Source organism: Stenotrophomonas sp. 05L44_2, from assembly GCF_056665995.1.
Genome location: NZ_JBFTNR010001033.1, coordinates 1 through 1,236 on the forward strand (window position 1 = coordinate 1; position 1,236 = coordinate 1,236).

Below are 1,236 nucleotides of genomic sequence, written 5' to 3' on the forward strand. Positions count from 1 at the left end.
GCGCCGGTGCTGGCCGCAGCCCCCACCGATGGCGACATCAACCGCCTGCTGTCGGCCTCGCGTGCGCAGAGCATGATCGACACCATGCTGCCGCAGATCGAAGCGATGCAGCAGCAGCAGTTCCAACAGGTCGCCGCACAGCGCAAGCTCAACGCCCAGCAGCAGGAACAGCTGCAGCGCATCCAGGCCCGTACCAGCCAGACCCTGCGCCAGGCACTGTCGTGGCAGCAGCTGCGGCCGATGTACGTGGACCTGTACAAGAAGACCTTCAGCAAGGAAGACGTGCTGGCCATGGCCGAGTTCTACGAGAGCCCGGCCGGCCAGAGCCTGCTCGACAAGACCCCGGCGCTGATGCAGAACGTGATGGTGGCGATCCAGACGCGCATGCAGCCGCTGTTCGCCGATCTGCAGAAGGATCTGGAAGCGATCGTCAACGAGCCGGAAAAGAAGTGAGGCGGTAGCGCCGGGCCATGCCCGGCGAGCGCGAAGCGCGGCCGTTTCATCGCAGAAGCCGCCGGGCATGGCCATCCACCGTGCCACCATCCGGATGCGGAAAGCGCAGGCGCTCGGCGTGCAGCAGCATGCGGTGCACACCCTGCATGCGGAAGTTGCGGTTGTGCCGGCCATCACCATGGCTGGTATCGCCGATCAGGTGATGTGACAGGTGCTTGAGATGGCGGCGGATCTGCCGGAAGCGCCCGGTCAGCGGCTGGCAGCGCAGCAGTGCATAGCGCGAGCTGGTGAACTCGCCCACCGGTACCGACAGTTCGCCGGTAGCCAGGCGCTGGAAGTCGGTGACCGCCGGCTTCTTCACCGGCTTGCCGGGACCGCCATCCAGATCGTGGTCGACCTGCCAGGCCTCCTCGGCCGGCCAGCCGCGGCAGATGGCCAGGTAATCCTTGCTCACCTCGCCGCCCATCAACGACTTGCCCAGCGCACTGGCCGTATCACGGTCGAAGGCCAGCAACAGGCAGCCGCTGGTGGCGCGATCCAGGCGATGGACCAGGAAGATCGGCCGGCCCAGCTGCTCGCGCAGGCGATCGGCGAGGAAATCATCTTCGCCACGGGCCAGCTTGCTGTCATGGACCATCAGCCCGGCCGGCTTGTTGACCACGGCCAGCCGTTCATCCAGGTGCAGCAGCTGCAGGGGCGCGGTTTCAGTCTCGCCCGCGGCGAGGGTGTCAGGTTCGGTACTCACCGCGCGATTATCCGGATGACGCGCTGAACAGGGTAGTG

The 1,236-nt window shown here is 66.3% G+C and carries 2 protein-coding genes; one reads left to right on the top strand and one right to left on the bottom strand.

Annotated features, from left to right (window positions below):
- Positions 1–6: 6 nt before the first annotated feature.
- Positions 7–453 carry a DUF2059 domain-containing protein gene (locus tag AC1VAN_RS22895; protein WP_480986875.1) on the top strand — a complete coding sequence of 149 codons (447 nt, stop codon included), beginning with the start codon at positions 7–9 and terminating at the stop codon, positions 451–453.
- A 46-nt stretch (positions 454–499) separates the two neighbouring features.
- On the opposite strand, the gene AC1VAN_RS22900 is transcribed toward AC1VAN_RS22895, so the two are convergent.
- A complete protein-coding gene (locus AC1VAN_RS22900; RefSeq protein WP_480986876.1) occupies positions 500–1,198 on the bottom strand; it encodes a pseudouridine synthase in 699 nt (232 codons plus the stop codon).
- Between the last annotated feature and the right edge of the window lie 38 nt (positions 1,199–1,236).